Genomic DNA, 15,997 nt, shown 5'->3' with positions numbered 1-15,997 from the left:
TTAATTTTTAAACAGGTACGCATGGCCATCATCCTATGCTTGACCAAAACTCTTTCTGAAAATCTGAATCATATTTTCTTTTGACGGCTGCTTTGGATTGGTTGGCGTACAACGATCCGCCATGGCTGCCTCTGCCATCTTATCTAGGGCATTTTCAAAATCATCTTCTGAAATGCCAAGAGCCTTAATGTTTTCTTCAATTCCTAAGTTTTTTTTCAACTGACAGATTGCATCCATAAGGCTGACGATTCCTTCGCGGCGTGTTCTGGCAGGGAGATTTAGAATCGTTGCTAGTCTCGCATATTTTTCAGCAGCCTGGCTATTGGTATCGCCGCTTAAATCTGCATTGAATCCTAGCACCTCATGGAGCATTAATGCATTAGAGCGACCATGTGAAATATGGAAGGTTCCACCAAAGGCATGGGCAAGGCTGTGATTAATACCGAGGCCTGTATTGGTGAAGGCCATACCTGCCATGCAGGATGCATTGAGGACGTGATCTCTAGCTTTTGTATTATTGATATCTCTATAGATGGTTTCTAAATTCTCAAAGATGAGCTTTATAGCTTTTTCTGCAAGGGCATCCGTAAAGTCTGTAGCCTTTGTAGAGACATAAGCCTCCATGGCGTGAACCAACACATCAATACCAGTATCTGCAACTACATGCTTCGGAACGTGCTGAATACAGGTAGAATCTAATATGGCGATATCGGGCGCAATAAATTCATCAACAATGCATACTTTCCCATCCTCTGTAGTAACCACAGAGAAATCGGTTACTTCTGAACCGGTTCCACTGGTGGAAGGAATCGCCACAAAAAGAGGTTTTTTAAATTCAGATGCTTCTATGGACTCAAATTTCCATGCAAAATAAAGGATTCCTTTGGCAGTATCAATAGCAGAGCCGCCACCAAGAGCGATTAAAATATCCGCTTTACTTTCTTTATAATGCTTTAATCCATTGGCAACAATTTTAACATCTGGATCAGGACGTACATCAGAATAAACCTCAGCGCTGATACCCGCACTTTTTAGAAGGTCTATAGTTTTTTGAAGATAGCCTAGCTTCTCCATGATGGCATCCACTACAACGAAGGCGCGTGTTCCTGTAAGCTCCTTCAACATTTCTAAGGCATTATTGCCGAAATAGACCTTTGGTTTTAATATAAACTTATTTTCTATGATAATTACCTCCATTCCTATCAAGGATATTGACTAATAATTATCATATCATACCGAAGAAAGCTTTTATTGAATATTTACTAGGAGATGGTTGTATTATTGTATCCAATTATAATGGGATATTGTACAATATCATACGGAGCATGGCGGAATAAGTAATATATTGATTATAGAATCTATTCTTGTTATAATGGAGTAAGCTTTAAATATAGCATAAAGAGATGAATTTTAAAAAAGAGCGTCTAGTATAAAGAGGGTAGAATGTATTGAAAAATAGACGGGGAGCCCTTAAAATGAAAAGAATAAATTTTGAAATATGGTGAACTATTTATGATGATCGAAGAAATAATACAACAGAAGTTACGAGAAGTTTTTCAGGATGAAAACCTCATATTTGATAAGTCACGCTTTGCTGGTGGACTTACAAATTATAATTATATTATGAAGATTGACGGCAATGAATATGTAATTCGGCAGCCCGGTGGTATGACAAACTATATGATTGATCGTGAAGTGGAAAAGGTCAATAGCACCATTGCTACACAGCTGGGGCTAAATTCTCAATGCATTTACTTTGATGAAGTCACGGGCATTAAAATTAGTAAGTATATCCCAAACAGTAAGAACATCGCTACTGCGAATCCTTGTGATCCGGCGAATCTCAGTGCAGTTTCTAGTTTAATGAAAAAAACACATACCAGTCCAGTTACTTTTCCAAATATCTTTGACTTTCAGACGGAGCTAAGCAAATATGAAGATATTGTCGAAGAAATGAATGGAAATTTTTTCTTTGATTATGAATCGTTGAAGGAAAAGCTGTTTGACTACATGAAAACAAATCTTAAAAACCTGGTAAGAATTCCATGTCATAACGATACGGTACCAGAAAATTTTATTGTAGACGAAGAGGGAAGAATGTACCTCATTGACTGGGAATATGCTGGACTGAACGATCCAAGCTGGGATATTGCAGCATATATATTGGAGTCTAGGCTGACGGGGGATGCTATCGAATATTTATTTTTGGAGTATTATGGACAATTTCCTAAAGAGGAAGAACTGTTAAAAATAAAATGCTTTATGCTAGCTCAGGATCTTCTATGGACGGTGTGGGCGTTGATCCGCCATTATAATGGAGACGACTTCTTAGATTACTGCCATATTCGATACGAGCGATTCCGAAAAAATATGAGAGAGATCCTAGCATCATCGGATTATACCATTGCAGATATGGTAAAAAGTTAAGAAAATAATAGGAAAAAAGACACTTTGAGTATTCAAGGTGTCTTTTTTCCTATTATTTTCTAAGAGATCGTACACGATTCTACAAGAAGGTGGTTATTGTACAATAATGTCGAAAAACTGAAGGATAATGTACCGCAAAAAAGTTCGATTTATGCCATGCAGAAAATCATTGTTAAGTTATTATTGAAGTAACGCGGATATCAGTCTAGACGATCGTTGTTTTTAAGATTCATAATGAAGGAATGAAAAAAACTAATAATGGGGGAGTTTTAATAATGAAGGAAGGTACATTTGTAGCAAGTGCAACAGCAATTGCTGCTAAAAAGAAATTATCATCACAGTTCTTCAAAAAAGGTGTAACTGTAGCTTTATTATCTGGTCTTTTCTATGGACTTTACACAGCATTTTTAACACTGGGTATGGCAAAAGGAATTTGGGCGGACTGGTATGGTGCAAATACCGCTGGATTATCTCCTTTCTTTCTTACCTTTGTCCTAGGAGCATTAGGAAGTGCAGTAAATGATAGTGTTAGTGGTATATGGGCATTAGCTAATGCGGGAATTAAGGGCAAGCTCGGAGACTTTTTTAGAACGATTAAGACCGTTCCTGGGGTTATGATGATTTTGGCAGCGTTAATCGGAGGACCCATTGCCAGTGCGGCATACGTTATTGCGCTCCAGATGGCAGGATCTATTGTTATTCCAATTGCAGCTCTAAACACAGCAGTAGGCGCTATTTTAGGTAAGATTTTATTTAAGCAAGATCTGAATAAGAGAATGGTATCGGGTGTTGCAATTTGTGTTTTAGCGGGGGTTCTAATTGGTACAACAAGTCTTGGTGGCGATGCACCAGAAGGACTGTTGCTAGGAATCGGTATGGCATTGATTGCAGCTTTAGGATGGGGACTTGAAGGATGCGTAGCTGGTTTCGGAACATCAATGATTGACTCTGAAATTGGAATTACCATCAGACAAACAACCTCTGGTTTAGGAAACTTACTTATTTTACTTCCAATCTTCGGTATGGTTGGTGGCAATGTAAAACTTGCAATGGATTTAACACTTCAGGCATTTACAAGCGGTCCTGCAATGCTATGGTTTGTTGTATCTGGCATCTGCTCCTACTATACATTTATGCTATGGTACAAAGGAAATGGAATGTGCGGTGCTGCCCTAGGAATGGCTTGTAATGGTACTTATTCATTCTGGGGACCATTCTTCAGCTGGATCATACTAGGCATCATCTTTGGTATGGAAGGCATGGCATTACCTCCAGTTGTTTGGGTTTCTGCTGTATTAATGGCATTTGGTATTTTAGTAATTGCAATGAACCCAATGGATTTATTTAAAAAAGAAGGGGGACAAGCTTAATGAAACCATTGAACTATGCTATTTTAAAACATTTCACCAAGGTAAACGAAGCTTGTACAGAAGAGGTTATTGATGCTTTAAGAGGTCAATATGGAAGCTTTAAGGCTTTAAATAAGGAAGATGTACTAGCTGCATTAATGACTGCGGAGGCCAACGGGCTCCTTGAAGAATCGAGATTTGAACTAGATAAGGATGGTATTTTGAGAGTTTATTATCGTGCACACAAAGAGGGTGCCGATACCATCAACAAGTATATCAAAGACTAGGTCGCATAAGCCCTGAACATTATTTTTAAAATAGGATATCTATTGTATTTTATAAATTTAAATAAAATTTTCATAAAATTATGAATGAAGGGAAGGAAATCAAATGAGATATTACGGAGAAGAAGCATTAGGCCTTGTTGAAACAGTAGGCATGGTTCCTGCAATCGAAGCGGCAGATAAAATGCTAAAGGCTGCCAATGTAGAGTTGGTATCCTATGAAAACGTAGGGTCTACCCTTGTTACAATCATGGTAAAAGGAGATGTAGGCGCTGTAAAGGCAGCTGTAGAAGCTGGCGCAGCAGCGGCACAAGCTGTCGGTAAATTAACAGCACAACACGTGATGCCTAGACCGATTAAAGCCATTGGAGAAATCGTTTCAATTTACGATATTGATAAATAAGATTGAGATCACAAAGGAGAGTGAAGTTATAATGAATACTTATAAAGCCTTAGGATTAATAGAGACATTTGGTATCGTTTATGTTTTAGAGGCAGCAGATGCAATGTGTAAATCTGCAGACGTAGAGTTAATCGGTTTTGAAAACGTAGCTTCAGGTTATATCTCTGTACTGGTTAGAGGAGATGTAGGTGCATGTAAAGCAGCGGTAGAAAGTGGTGTACAGGCTGTTAAGAACATGGGATCTGAAGTTTATAGCTCCGTAGTTATTGCAAGCCCGCACCATGATATAGAGAAAATTATCGGAAGATATTCTTTAGAAAACCTAAATCTTTAAGATAGAAAGCTTTAAAAAAAGAACGCAGTCGTTCCATGACTGAAATTCAATGGAAATGAAAAGGAGAGGTCCAAATGAATATTATAGATCATGATTTGCTCTCCATACAAGAGGCTCGAATCCTGATTGAAAATGCCAGAGAGGCTCAAAAAGTCTTAGCTGGATTTTCACAGGAAAAGCTCGATGAAATCGTTGATCGTATGGCAGAAGAAGTCCGTAAATATGCATACGAATTAGCAGAAATGTCCATGGATGAAACCGACTATGGAAAGGTACAGGACAAATATCTTAAAAATAGATTTGTCTGTGAATACGTACCAGCTAAGTTAAAAGATATTCGCTGCGTAGGTATGATCAATGAGGATAAAGAAAATAAAACAATGGATATTGGGGTGCCTATGGGTGTTATCGTCGCACTAAGTCCAGCGACTAGCCCAGTTTCCACTACCATATACAAAGCGCTGATTGCAATTAAATCGGGAAACGCAATTGTTTTTTCACCGCATCCAAGAGCAAAACAAACAATTCGTAGGGTGTTAGATATTCTTATAAAAGCAGCAGAAGGATATGGACTTCCAGCCGGCGCTTTATCCTACTTAAGCATTGTAACAGTTTCTGGAACAAAGGAGCTAATGAATCATAAAGAGACTTCGCTGGTGATCAACACAGGGGTTCCGGGAATGTTAGATGCGGCCTATGCTTCTCAAAAGCCAGTTATTTACGGTGGTAATGGCAATGGCCCTGTATTTATAGAACGTACAGCGGACATCAAGCAAGCGGTAAAGGATATTATCGCCAGTAAGACCTTCGATAATGGTGTGGTATCGGCTTCGGAGCAATCCGTCGTTGTAGATGGATGTATTGCCAAAGAAGTAAAAGAGGAATTTAAAAATAGGGGTGCCTATTTTATGACCGATGAAGAATCTGAGAAGCTGGTGAGAATACTCTTTACGCCTCATGGTGGTACAACTTCAGAAACGGTAGGTAAAACTGCATTTGAAATCGCTAAAAAGGCAGGATTTTCTGTTCCAGAGAGCACAACGGTTTTAATCTCTGAGAGAAGCTATGTATGCGAGGTGAATCCATACGCAAAAGAAAAGCTTTGTCCAGTTCTAGCTTATTATATCGAAGACGATTGGAAGCATGCCTGTGAAAAATGTATAGAGCTTTTATTAAGCCAGAAGAATGGCCATACCTTAGTGATCCATTCAAAGGATGAAGATGTCATTCGACAGTTTGCATTAAAGAAACCAGTAGGTAGAGTTCTGGTAAACACGCCAGCTTCCCTTGGCAGTATTGGTGCAACCACAAATTTATTCCCAGCGCTGACCCTTGGCAGTGGTTCTGCAGGGCACGGAATGACTTCAGATAATGTCTCTCCAATGAACTTGGTCTATATCCGTAAAGTAGGATACGGTGTCAGAAGGATTGAAAATATCTTAGACAGTGCTGTAGTGCAAGACAAAAATGCCAATGAAAATCCATTACAGGCGAAGAACCATGGACAGGAGGGCATGAAAGCACTACAAAGCATACTAGAAGAGTTTTTAAAGGAATTAAAGTAGATCGCAATTGTATAAGAAAATAAAAATAATGAGAAGGAATTGGAGGTAATGATTTTGGATATTCGTGATTTTTCAAATAAGCTTACAGAAGCAACTAAAAACCTTTCTGTAGAGGAAAGAATGTCTTTAATGAAGATCTTTGAAGGAATTTCAAATGAAATTACAAAAAAAGATGGAACTTGTGCCCCTGCATATAGAAGCGAAGAAGGTACTGGTGTTCCAAATGGAATCACAGAGCGTTTAAGCAGATTAAAAGAAACTTATTTAAAGTGGCAACCAACGATCACAACCCACCGTGCTCGTGCCATTACTAAAATTGCAAAAGAGAACCCTGGTATGCCAAAGGTTTTATTGAGAGCAAAGAGCTTTAGATACTGCTGTGAAACTGCACCTTTATTAATTCAAGAAGACGAGTTAATCGTTGGTGCTCCTTGTGGACAACCACGTGCAGGTGCTTTCTCACCAGATATCGCATGGCGATGGATGGAAGATGAAATCGATACCATCGGTAACCGTCCTCAAGACCCATTCTATATCTCTGAAGAAGATAAGCGATATATGAGAGAAGAGCTTTTCCCATTCTGGAAAGGAAAGTCTGTAGATGAGTATTGCGAAGATCAATACCGTGATGCAGGTGTTTGGGAAATCTCAGGAGAGTCCTTCGTTTCCGACTGTTCATACCACGCATTAAATGGTGGAGGCGACTCTAACCCAGGATATGACGTAATCCTTATGAAAAAAGGGATGATCGATATCCAAAAAGAAGCACAAGAGCATTTAGAAAAACTAAGCTATGACAATCCAGATGATATTGAGAAAATCTATTATTATAAAGCAGTGATTGAAACAACTGAAGGTGTTATGATCTACGCTAGACGTTTAGCAGACCATGCAGCAGATTTGGCAGCAAAAGAAACAAACCCTAAGCGTAAAGCAGAGCTTCAAAGAATTTCAGAAATCAACAGAAGAGTTCCAGCAAATAAGCCAAGTACTTTCTGGGAAGCAATTCAGGCAGTTTGGACAATCGAATCTTTACTTGTAGTTGAAGAAAACCAAACAGGAATGTCCATCGGTCGTGTTGACCAATACATGTATCCATTCTACAAAGCTGATATTGAAAGTGGCAGAATGACTGAGTTCGAAGCATTTGAATTAGCAGGTGCTATGCTGATTAAAATGTCAGAGATGATGTGGGTTACAAGTGAAGGTGGTTCTAAGTTCTTCGCAGGATACCAACCATTCGTAAACATGTGTGTTGGCGGTGTTACACGTGAAGGATTAGATGCAACAAATGACTTAACATACCTATTAATGGATGCAGTTCGACACGTTAAGATCTACCAACCATCTCTAGCAACACGTATTCACAGTAAATCACCAAAGAAATACTTAAAGAAAATCGTAGACGTTGTTCGTTCTGGTATGGGATTCCCAGCTTGCCACTTTGACGATGTTCACATTAAGATGATGCTGGCGAAAGGTGTTTCTATTGAAGACGCTCGAGACTACTGCTTAATGGGATGCGTAGAGCCACAAAAATCTGGTCGTTTATACCAATGGACTTCTACAGCCTATACACAATGGCCAATCGCTATTGAGTTGGTTTTAAACAACGGTGTGCCACTATGGTACGGTAAACAAGTGACACCGAATATGGGAGACATCAACCAATACAAGACTTATGAGCAATTTGAAGCGGCTGTTAAAGAGCAGATTCAATATATTACAAAATTAAGCAATATCGCTACAGTAATCTCTCAACGTGTTCATAGAGATTTAGCACCAAAGCCTTTAATGTCGATCATGTATGAAGGTTGTATGGAAAGCGGTAAAGACGTTTCAGCAGGTGGTGCTATGTATAACTTCGGACCAGGGGTTGTTTGGAGTGGGCTGGCAACCTATGTTGACTCTATGGCAGCCATTAAGAAGTTAGTATTCGATGATAAAAAATATACATTACAACAATTAAATGAAGCATTAAAAGCAGACTTCGTTGGATACGACCAAGTAAAAAGTGATTGCTTAAAAGCTCCTAAATACGGGAACGACGATGATTATGTAGATCTAATCGCTGCGGATTTAGTAAACTTTACAGAGAAAGAGCACCGTAAATATAGAACCCTACATTCCATAATGTGTCACGGTACATTATCCATTTCAAACAACACACCATTCGGTCAGCTAACTGGTGCAACTGCAAATGGACGTGGTGCTTGGACACCGCTATCCGATGGTATCAGTCCAACACAGGGTGCAGACTTTAAAGGACCTACAGCCATCATTAAATCTGTTTCTAAAATGGCTTGCGATAATATGAACTTAGGTATGGTACACAACTTCAAATTAATCGCAGGATTACTGGATACACCAGAAGGTGAAGAAGGTATCATCACATTACTTCGTACAGCAAACAACATCGGTATCGGTGAAATGCAGTTCAACTATTTAGATAACAACACATTGCTTGAAGCACAGAAGCATCCAGAGAAATACCGTGATCTAATCGTTCGTGTTGCAGGCTACAGTGCATTCTTCGTAGAGCTATGCAAAGACGTACAAGACGAAATCATCAGTAGAACAATGTTAACACACTTTTAATAAATCAATCGACATAGATGAACCTATAGGTTCTGGCTCTTATGGAACCAAGTCTTAGTTGAATCTCTAGCTGGTACCTTATAAAGGGGTACTGGCTAGAGTAAACAAGATGAGTATGAGGGAACTAAAACGGAGGATTAAACAGTATGAGTAATAAAAAGGCAGCTGTAATTGAGAGAAAAGCAGTGATATTCAATATACAAAAATACAATATGTACGATGGGCCTGGCATAAGAACCATGGTGTTTTTTAAGGGGTGCCCCCTACGCTGTAAATGGTGCTCGAACCCTGAAGGACTAGAAAGAAAATATCAAGTAATGTTTAAGCGAAATTCTTGTACGGATTGCGGTGCTTGTGTACCTGTTTGTCCCGTTGGAATTCATTCAATCAATCAAGAAGGAAAGCATGTAATCAATCGAGAGATTGATTGCATCGGCTGTAGAAAATGTGAAGAAATCTGTATTGAATCTGCTTTATCCATTGTAGGACAGGTAAAAACAGTCTCCGAGCTTTTAGAAATCATAGAAGAGGACACCGCTTTTTATGAGATGTCCGGCGGTGGCGTTACACTAAGCGGTGGAGAAGTTACCATGCAGCCAGAATTTGCTACCAATCTATTAATGACATGTAAAAATGAAGGCATCAATACTGCAATTGAAACCTGCGGCTATACAAAGCTAGAGGATATACTTCAAATTGCACAGTTTACAGATTTATTTTTATTCGATTTAAAACATATGGATTCAGAAAAACATTACCACTTTACTGGCGTGCGCAATGAAAGAATTCTAGACAATTTAAAAGAATTGTTAGAGCGTCGATATAATGTGCAGATTAGAATGCCACTTTTAAAAGGCGTAAATGATGGTCAGGAAGATATCGAAAAAATAGTGAAATTCTTAATGCCTTATAAGGATTACAAGAACTTCAAAGGAATTGATCTACTGCCTTATCATAAATTAGGAGTCAATAAGTACAATCAACTGGACATGGAATATCCATTGAAAGGTGAAGTATCTTTAACCATAGAGGACTTAGAAAGAGTGGAAGGCTGGATTAAGCAGTACGACTTCCCAGTGAACATCGTAAGACATTAAAAAACTGAGGGTGAGGAAATTTTTATGGGAATGCATGGAGACAAACCGATAGAACGTGTCATACAGGAATCCGTACCTGGAAAGCAGGTTACAATTGCTCATGTGATTGCTTCTCCCATGGAAGATATCTATGAACGGTTAGGCATTGACAATCAAGGAGCAATTGGAATTTTAACACTATCCCCCTATGAAACCGCCATTATTGCAGCAGACATCGTAACGAAGGCGGCCGATGTGGAGATTGGGTTTTTAGATCGATTTACAGGTTCTTTAATCATTACTGGGGATGTGCAGTCCGTGGAAACGGCACTGAGTGCAGCAAACAATACATTGAGAGATCTGCTGAATTTTACCACTGCACCCATCACTAGAACATGAGAAAGAAAAGGATTATGATCATAGGGCCCAGCAGAAGTGGGAAAACCACACTAGCAAATCGGCTCAATGAATACGAGGGTCCCTTGAGGAGGACACAGGATGTGATTTATGGAAAAAAAACCATTGATATTCCAAGCTCGTATATTGAAAATGCAGGGATGTATAAGCATATCATCTCCATATCCCAAGATGCATCCCATGTTTTGCTCTTAGTGGATTCATCGAAACAGCATCAAGTCTATTCGCCAGGTTTTGCAAAGTCTTTTCAATGTCCTGTCATCGGTGTCATAACGAAGATGGATTTAATGTTAGAAAATGAGGCCTTATCTTTAAAAGAACTGAAAGCAACAGGAGTAGGGGAACCTTACTATCGAATCAGTGCTCTAAAGGGGATCGGTATGGAAGCCTTAAAAGAATATTTATTTTCAACAGAGTAAAGGGGGATTTGTATGAAGTTTATAACAGAAGAAGACTTACGAAGCATATTTAGAAAAGAACCTTTTACTAATTATGAGATAAAAGCAGGTGAAAAACTTACACCGGGTGGGCGTCAGTTTTTAATGGATCAACGGGTTCATATCAATGAATATCCTCTGAACAATGGAAAAGATAAAGCAGATAGAAAAAAGAAAGAATTGATGACGGAAGTAGAAGTTCAAGATGCTCCAAAAAAAGAAGCAAATAAAAAGCAATTTTATGCAAAAGTAAAATCCATGGAAGCCTTATTTCTATTAACAGCGGAAGAGATATTAAAGAGCGATGTGTTTTTAGCACAGGATGTGATCCATTTAGGCAAGGAATTTTCACAGGTTAAAAACGTTCTAAAAGAAAATACGATCCCCAATTCACTCTATAAAGGATGTACAGGAATGGATGAGAATCATATTTGCAATGAATTCGATGACTGCTTTGAGATTACGGAATTTCACATGCAATTAGAAAATGGCAGGAACATCATTATCCTTCATAGACTACGCTGTGCACTGAGAGAACTAGGGGCATACGTTTCGGAAGAATTTGAGGGTAGTGATGGGGAATTTTCTAGAGGGGTTATCGGGAAGGTTAATCAGAGTATTAATACCTTGTCCCAAATGATTTGTTCAATTGTTGGAGGTACAAAATGTCAAAAAGAGAGTTAAATTATGAATATTGTGATCAGCTTGTCCGAGACTTCGAAGATGTGATAAAACAGCCGATTTTAAGCAAATCATCCGTTTATTATACTGGGGTGGATCTAGGTACAGCATGTGTTGTATTGGCAGTTTTAGATGAAAATTATAGACCTGTTGCAGGGGCTTATCGATATGCAGACGTGGTTCGTGACGGTATGGTTGTGGACTATATCGGTGCAATAAAGATTGTAAGAGAGCTGAAAGAGGAACTGGAAGAAAAATTAAATACAGAATTGGTTTATGGAGCGGCTTCCATACCGCCGGGAACAGATGGGATCGATTCAGGAGCAGTAAAAAACGTAGTGGAAGCCGCAGGGTTTGAGCTGACCAATATGTTAGATGAACCTACGGCAGCAAATAATGTTTTAAAGATCGAAAATGGCGCCGTTGTTGATATCGGTGGTGGGACTACGGGAATCTCCATACTGAAGGATGGCAAGGTGATTTACGTTGCCGATGAAGCAACAGGAGGAACTCATTTTTCTCTAGTGGTTGCCGGTGCTTATCATATGCCTTTCAAAGACGCAGAGCTCTATAAGAGAGATCCGAAGCATCATAAAGAATTATTGCCTGTCCTAAAGCCAGTGGTGGAGAAGATTGCTTCCATTATCAATCGGCATATTCAAAACCATGATGTGAAGGAAATCTACCTTGTAGGAGGAACCTGCTGTCTCGGTGGGATCGAAGATATCATAGAAAAGGGAACAGGGATTGCTACCCATAAACCTAAAAATCCTATGTTTGTAACGCCTCTAGGTATCGCATTTAGTTGTACACAAGAAAGTAGAGGTTAGCAAGATATATTAAGGGCACTTTAGAAAAGGAGAAAGCTATATGTTCGCTGGAAGATTGGTTGATAGTATATGGGCAACGAGAAAGTCGGACAGGCTCAGCGGATTTAAATTCGTCATGGCAGAGATCATTGACGGCAGCGATGCAGGAAAACGCATCATCGTTGCAGATACCGTTGGTGCTGGCATCGGAGATCGTGTGATTATTACCACAGGATCCGCAGCGCGTAAAATGCTAGGAAATGATGATATTCCAGTAGATGCAGCCGTTATTGGAATTATTGATGAAGATTGTAATTTTTAATGAGTTCAGGAGGTGCAATCATGAATCTTCTTGAGATGGTAAGAGATGCAGGAATTGTCGGTGCAGGAGGGGCAGGTTTTCCTACCCATGTAAAGCTACAAGGAAAGGCAGAATATATTCTGCTCAATGGAGCGGAGTGTGAACCTTTATTGAGGGTAGACCAACAGCTGATGGAATTATTTCCAGATGCAGTGATCAAAGGCTTTGAAGCTGCAGGAAGAGTTGTTGGTGCAGAAAAGGCCATCATCGGTATCAAGGAAAAGCACGGAAAGGTAATTTCTATACTAAAGGATAGAATCCAGGAGCTGAAGGTGGCAGGTTTTGTTGAGGTAAAGGAATTGCCAGATATTTATCCTGCTGGAGATGAGCAGGTGTTAGTATACGAGCTTACAGGGAGGGTCGTTCCAGAGGCAGGGATACCGATCCATGTTGGATGTGTGGTCGTCAACTCTGAAACGGCACTGAATATATACAATGCCATGAATGGACAGCCTGTAACACAGAAATATATCACAGTTACAGGGGATGTACCCAAGGCCCTAACAGTAAAAGTTCCAGTAGGTACACCGATCTTAGACGTACTAAAGCTCAGTGGCATCGAAGATTTTGAGAACTATGCAGTGATTGACGGAGGTCCCATGATGGGTCCTGTGATGGATCGTCTCGATGGTTACGTTACGAAAAAGAATAAGGGTTTCGTCATATTAAAGAAAGAGCACAATTTAATTAAAAGAAAATCCACTACTTTAGAGCAGGCAAAAAGAGTGAACAAATCTGCTTGTGAGCAGTGCAGAATGTGTACGGACCTATGTCCACGTTATTTACTTGGACATGACATGCAGCCTCACAAAATGATGAATGCATTGAACTATAATTTAGATAATGTTGAAGGTCAAAAGACAGCGCAGCTTTGCTGCCAATGTAATCTATGTGAGCTATTTGCTTGTCCAGCAGGGCTGTATCCTAAATTTGCAAATTCATATTTCAAAGAGAAATTAATGGCGCAAAACTTGAGATATCAGCCGACAAAATCGGAGTTTACATCCCGTAAGCCAAGGGAATACCGTATGCTCCCAAGTAAGAGGCTCATAGCGAGATTGGGGCTCAATAGCTTTGATAGACCGGCTCCTATGACAGAAGTCCGTATAAATCCTGAAGCCGTATGGATTTCAACGAGACAGCACGTTGGAGCTCCAGCAGTTCCTATGGTTTCCGTGGGAAAACACGTGCAGGCAGGTCAGCAGATCGGTGCGATTCCTGATGGCAGCTTAGGTGCCAGCATCCATACCAGTATCTCAGGAACTGTAGCTGAGACTGGAAAAGATTTTATTGTAATAAGGAGGGATTAATATGCCAAACGCAATCGGAATGGTTGAATTTACAAGTATTTCTAAAGGAATATACGCAGCAGATCAAATGGTAAAAACCTCTGATGTAGAAATCGTTACGGCAGGATCCACCTGTCCAGGTAAATATATTGCAATTGTTCATGGTGATGTTGCCTCAGTTTATGATGCTGTAGCTACTGGAGAGAGGGAGGCAGAAGAGTTCTTAGTGGATTCCATGGTGATACCAAATGTTAGTCCTCAAATATTCCCAGCAATCACAGGTTCCACAATGCCAGAGAATATTCAAGCCATCGGTATTATTGAATCCTTTTCACAGGCGACCATGGTCATCGCTGCAGATGCAGTTCTAAAGGCAGCAGACTTAGCGCCCATAGAGCTTCGCTTAGGCAATGGACTGGGTGGTAAATCATACTTTGTTTTCACTGGGGATATCGCTGCTGTACAGGCTGGTACCGAGGCGGGAACATCTGCTGCCAATGGTCTTTTAGTCAATGTAGAAACGATACCATCACCATCTAAAGCATTGCTGGCATCTTTACTTTAATAGAGCGGTATTGGTATGAAAGATGTCTGAAATCCGAGGGGAAAGGATGTGAAAAAGATGAAAACATTGATTTGTGCAAAAGATGTTGAAACTGCTCAAAGTCAAGGGAAAAAAGTGATTTATATCGACAGCAACACGATTATTACACCTTCCGCACAGGATATGGCAAAGGCCTATGAGATTGAGTTTTCACAAAAGATCGCAAGTGAAGCGAGGTCAAGTGGAATAGCGAAAGCCTGTGACGGCACATTGGATAGCGAAATGATTTACAATTTGCTAAAAACCATGATGGAACAAGGACTTTTAAGTGGCATCATAGATTCACTGAAGTCTACGAAGCCTTACACAGAAGAAACAGCAGGCAATGGAGCAAAGGTTGTTCGTGGAGACTCTGTAAAGTTTGATGTTTTCGATACAGGAAATCCCGATGCCAAGGTATTTTATCAAGAGCTCATCAGTAAGGAAGAATCTGCCATGAGTGCTGGGTTCTTGAATATCGATCACTCTACATTCGACTGGGCGCTGACTTACGAAGAGATCGATTATGTAATGGAGGGTACTTTAACAGTGACCATTGACGGTAAGACTTTAACCGCATATCCAGGTGACGTGGTATACGTTCCTTCAGGATCCAAGGTTACTTGGGGTTCACCGAATCATGCAAAAGTATTCTATGTGACGTATCCAGCCAACTGGGCAGATTTAATATAATCCATAGCAGGGAGGGTTCAGAGTGCAGGCACTGGGATTTATTGAAACAAAGGGATTGATTGCGGCTACAGAAAGTGCTGATGCTATGCTGAAGGCTGCCGCTGTAGAGCTCGTAGAGAAAACTTATGTTGGTGGTGGCTTGGTTTCCATTGCCATAACTGGTGATGTTGGAGCTGTAAAAGCGGCTGTAGAAGCTGGTGGGGCTGCTGTAAGAAGAATTGATGAAAACCTTCTGGTTTCACAACATGTAATTCCACGTCCCCATGAAGAATTAAAAGGTACTGTCATATCCATAGAGAAAGCAGAGCAGGTAGTGGCGCCAATTGAGATAGAAGAAGTCGCTATAAAAGAAGCAATAGCAGTACAAGAAGAAAAAACAGAAATAGAAGAAGTAAAAGTTGAAGAAGTAGAAATAGAAGCTGGAAAAATCCTTGAGACAGAATCTACTGTTGAAATAGAGATAGAAGAAGTTCATATAGAGGAACCAGTAGACTTGAAAATAGATGAAGAAAATGGAGAGACTGCCTTAGATTTTAGCCAATTCCATAGCAAAAGCATCGTCGATCAGATGGTAGAAGAACATGGAATAGAGAAGGTTCTAGCAGTCCTTAAAAAAGGTACTGTCGTAAAGCTTAGAAACTTAGCCCGCGAATACAAGACGTTCGGTATCGCAGGCAGAAAAATTTCTAAA

The 15,997-nt window shown here is 39.9% G+C and carries 17 protein-coding genes and 1 pseudogene; 17 read left to right on the top strand and 1 reads right to left on the bottom strand.

Annotated elements, in window-relative coordinates; all coding sequences use genetic code 11:
• Positions 1-33: 33 nt before the first annotated feature.
• Complete coding sequence (locus tag CLOS_RS12490; protein WP_012160244.1) at positions 34-1,197, bottom strand: 1-propanol dehydrogenase PduQ; 1,164 nt, start codon at positions 1,195-1,197, stop codon at positions 34-36.
• 294 nt (positions 1,198-1,491) lie between these two features.
• On the opposite strand from CLOS_RS12490, the gene CLOS_RS12485 reads away from it, so the two are divergent.
• The 17 genes and pseudogenes from CLOS_RS12485 to CLOS_RS16460 all read left to right on the top strand — a co-directional run.
• Positions 1,492-2,427, top strand: coding sequence for a phosphotransferase (locus CLOS_RS12485; RefSeq protein WP_330360297.1), 936 nt, complete (start codon positions 1,492-1,494; stop codon positions 2,425-2,427).
• Between the two features lie 275 nt (positions 2,428-2,702).
• On the top strand, positions 2,703-3,797 hold the full coding sequence (locus CLOS_RS12480; RefSeq protein WP_012160242.1) for a membrane protein: 1,095 nt from the start codon (positions 2,703-2,705) through the stop codon (positions 3,795-3,797).
• The gene (locus tag CLOS_RS12475) at positions 3,797-4,063 is read left to right on the top strand and encodes a hypothetical protein (RefSeq protein ID WP_012160241.1); all 267 of its coding nucleotides are present in this window, start codon (positions 3,797-3,799) and stop codon (positions 4,061-4,063) included. The genes CLOS_RS12480 and CLOS_RS12475 overlap by 1 nt, the downstream gene beginning before the upstream one ends.
• 103 nt (positions 4,064-4,166) lie before the next feature.
• Entirely contained in the window at positions 4,167-4,463 is a 297-nt protein-coding gene (locus CLOS_RS12470; RefSeq protein ID WP_012160240.1) for a BMC domain-containing protein, read from the top strand.
• A gap of 31 nt (positions 4,464-4,494) precedes the next feature.
• A complete protein-coding gene (locus CLOS_RS12465; RefSeq protein ID WP_012160239.1) occupies positions 4,495-4,797 on the top strand; it encodes a BMC domain-containing protein in 303 nt (100 codons plus the stop codon).
• Positions 4,798-4,871: 74 nt separating this feature from the next.
• Positions 4,872-6,362, top strand: coding sequence for an aldehyde dehydrogenase family protein (locus CLOS_RS12460; RefSeq protein WP_012160238.1), 1,491 nt, complete (start codon positions 4,872-4,874; stop codon positions 6,360-6,362).
• 48 nt (positions 6,363-6,410) lie between these two features.
• Positions 6,411-8,960: a choline trimethylamine-lyase gene (cutC, locus tag CLOS_RS12455; RefSeq protein WP_012160237.1), complete on the top strand. Its 2,550-nt coding sequence runs from the start codon at positions 6,411-6,413 to the stop codon at positions 8,958-8,960.
• 146 nt (positions 8,961-9,106) lie between these two features.
• Positions 9,107-10,057 (top strand): choline TMA-lyase-activating enzyme, encoded by a 951-nt coding sequence (gene cutD, locus CLOS_RS12450; RefSeq protein WP_012160236.1) that lies wholly within the window; start codon positions 9,107-9,109, stop codon positions 10,055-10,057.
• 24 nt (positions 10,058-10,081) lie between these two features.
• A complete protein-coding gene (gene eutS / locus CLOS_RS12445) occupies positions 10,082-10,435 on the top strand; it encodes an ethanolamine utilization microcompartment protein EutS (RefSeq protein ID WP_012160235.1) in 354 nt (117 codons plus the stop codon).
• Positions 10,432-10,872, top strand: coding sequence for a EutP/PduV family microcompartment system protein (locus CLOS_RS12440; protein ID WP_012160234.1), 441 nt, complete (start codon positions 10,432-10,434; stop codon positions 10,870-10,872). The genes eutS and CLOS_RS12440 overlap by 4 nt, the downstream gene beginning before the upstream one ends.
• 12 nt (positions 10,873-10,884) lie before the next feature.
• On the top strand, positions 10,885-11,574 hold the full coding sequence (locus CLOS_RS12435; RefSeq protein WP_012160233.1) for a hypothetical protein: 690 nt from the start codon (positions 10,885-10,887) through the stop codon (positions 11,572-11,574).
• Complete coding sequence (gene eutJ / locus CLOS_RS12430) at positions 11,556-12,401, top strand: ethanolamine utilization protein EutJ (RefSeq protein WP_012160232.1); 846 nt, start codon at positions 11,556-11,558, stop codon at positions 12,399-12,401. Before CLOS_RS12435 ends, eutJ begins: the two co-directional genes overlap by 19 nt.
• Before the next feature lie 40 nt (positions 12,402-12,441).
• Positions 12,442-12,702: a EutN/CcmL family microcompartment protein gene (locus CLOS_RS12425; RefSeq protein ID WP_012160231.1), complete on the top strand. Its 261-nt coding sequence runs from the start codon at positions 12,442-12,444 to the stop codon at positions 12,700-12,702.
• Between the two features lie 20 nt (positions 12,703-12,722).
• Positions 12,723-14,051 (top strand): 4Fe-4S dicluster domain-containing protein, encoded by a 1,329-nt coding sequence (locus CLOS_RS12420; RefSeq protein ID WP_012160230.1) that lies wholly within the window; start codon positions 12,723-12,725, stop codon positions 14,049-14,051.
• Between the two features lies 1 nt (position 14,052).
• Positions 14,053-14,595, top strand: a complete 543-nt coding sequence (locus CLOS_RS12415) for a BMC domain-containing protein (protein ID WP_012160229.1) — start codon at positions 14,053-14,055, stop codon at positions 14,593-14,595.
• 57 nt (positions 14,596-14,652) lie between these two features.
• Positions 14,653-15,306, top strand: coding sequence for a cupin domain-containing protein (locus tag CLOS_RS12410; RefSeq protein ID WP_012160228.1), 654 nt, complete (start codon positions 14,653-14,655; stop codon positions 15,304-15,306).
• A 22-nt stretch (positions 15,307-15,328) separates the two neighbouring features.
• Positions 15,329-15,580: pseudogene (locus CLOS_RS16460) on the top strand (BMC domain-containing protein); the annotation flags it as partial.
• Positions 15,581-15,997 lie beyond the last annotated feature (417 nt).

Source organism: Alkaliphilus oremlandii OhILAs, assembly GCF_000018325.1.
Taxonomy (GTDB): Bacteria; Bacillota; Clostridia; order Peptostreptococcales; family Natronincolaceae; genus Alkaliphilus_B; species Alkaliphilus_B oremlandii.
The sequence above is the reverse complement of the archived record's forward strand: the minus strand, read 5'-3'. Positions and strand labels throughout refer to the sequence as shown.

Coding starts and splice junctions, on each gene's coding strand:
- CLOS_RS12415 (WP_012160229.1), top strand. CDS start 14,053: ATGCCAAACGCAATCGGAATGGTTGAATTTACAAGTATTTCTAAAGGA.
- CLOS_RS12475 (WP_012160241.1), top strand. CDS start 3,797: ATGAAACCATTGAACTATGCTATTTTAAAACATTTCACCAAGGTAAAC.
- CLOS_RS12435 (WP_012160233.1), top strand. CDS start 10,885: ATGAAGTTTATAACAGAAGAAGACTTACGAAGCATATTTAGAAAAGAA.
- CLOS_RS12420 (WP_012160230.1), top strand. CDS start 12,723: ATGAATCTTCTTGAGATGGTAAGAGATGCAGGAATTGTCGGTGCAGGA.
- CLOS_RS12480 (WP_012160242.1), top strand. CDS start 2,703: ATGAAGGAAGGTACATTTGTAGCAAGTGCAACAGCAATTGCTGCTAAA.
- cutC (WP_012160237.1), top strand. CDS start 6,411: ATGATTTTGGATATTCGTGATTTTTCAAATAAGCTTACAGAAGCAACT.
- CLOS_RS12410 (WP_012160228.1), top strand. CDS start 14,653: ATGAAAACATTGATTTGTGCAAAAGATGTTGAAACTGCTCAAAGTCAA.
- CLOS_RS12490 (WP_012160244.1), bottom strand. CDS start 1,197: ATGGAGGTAATTATCATAGAAAATAAGTTTATATTAAAACCAAAGGTC.
- CLOS_RS12465 (WP_012160239.1), top strand. CDS start 4,495: ATGAATACTTATAAAGCCTTAGGATTAATAGAGACATTTGGTATCGTT.
- CLOS_RS12425 (WP_012160231.1), top strand. CDS start 12,442: ATGTTCGCTGGAAGATTGGTTGATAGTATATGGGCAACGAGAAAGTCG.
- CLOS_RS12460 (WP_012160238.1), top strand. CDS start 4,872: ATGAATATTATAGATCATGATTTGCTCTCCATACAAGAGGCTCGAATC.
- CLOS_RS12440 (WP_012160234.1), top strand. CDS start 10,432: ATGAGAAAGAAAAGGATTATGATCATAGGGCCCAGCAGAAGTGGGAAA.
- eutJ (WP_012160232.1), top strand. CDS start 11,556: ATGTCAAAAAGAGAGTTAAATTATGAATATTGTGATCAGCTTGTCCGA.
- CLOS_RS12470 (WP_012160240.1), top strand. CDS start 4,167: ATGAGATATTACGGAGAAGAAGCATTAGGCCTTGTTGAAACAGTAGGC.
- cutD (WP_012160236.1), top strand. CDS start 9,107: ATGAGTAATAAAAAGGCAGCTGTAATTGAGAGAAAAGCAGTGATATTC.
- eutS (WP_012160235.1), top strand. CDS start 10,082: ATGGGAATGCATGGAGACAAACCGATAGAACGTGTCATACAGGAATCC.